Origin of the sequence: Streptomyces minutiscleroticus, assembly GCF_014650875.1 — a bacterium.
Classification (GTDB): Bacteria; Actinomycetota; Actinomycetes; order Streptomycetales; family Streptomycetaceae; genus Streptomyces; species Streptomyces minutiscleroticus.
Window position 1 is genome coordinate 1 of record NZ_BMVU01000280.1, and the last position, 538, is coordinate 538.

The window sequence follows — 538 nt, forward strand, 5'->3', positions numbered from 1 at the left end:
AGCCGGGAATTTATAAGCGCAAGCGAATTTAGGGGATTTTTGCGTGTAGCCTAACTCCTTTTGAATATTTAATTCATTCACAACGATCACCATGCCGTCTAAAAGGGCAAAAAAGCCCTCCCTTTCCTTAATCAGAGTGTGGTAATTTTCTTCTATTTCTTGGTGGTTTTTGTTTAGGCTTAAGTATTGAATAGCGCTAAAACCTAGCGAAACAATAAAATCCAAACACTCCTTAAAGTTTAGGAAATTTAAAGAATGCTTGCCCACGCCCCAAGGAATGAATTGCAATTTACGCTTTTTAGTGATTTCGCTATCAAGCTGCCTTAAACTCCCTGATGCGGCATTTCTAGGGTTAGCGAATAGGGGTTCATTAGCGTTTAGGCGCTCTTTGTTTAAAGCGTCAAAATCTTTTTTAGAAATGATCACTTCGCCCCTGATTTCTATTTCTCCATTATAAGCGATAGCGTGAGGGATATTAGCGATGTGTTTAGCGTTTGCGCTCACTAATTCCCCTTCTAAGCCGTTGCCCCTAGTGGTC

1 pseudogene is annotated in these 538 nt (G+C 40.5%); it reads right to left on the reverse strand.

The window, feature by feature from the left end:
- Nucleotides 1–538, reverse strand: a pseudogene (locus IE271_RS44730) (hypothetical protein); the annotation flags it as partial.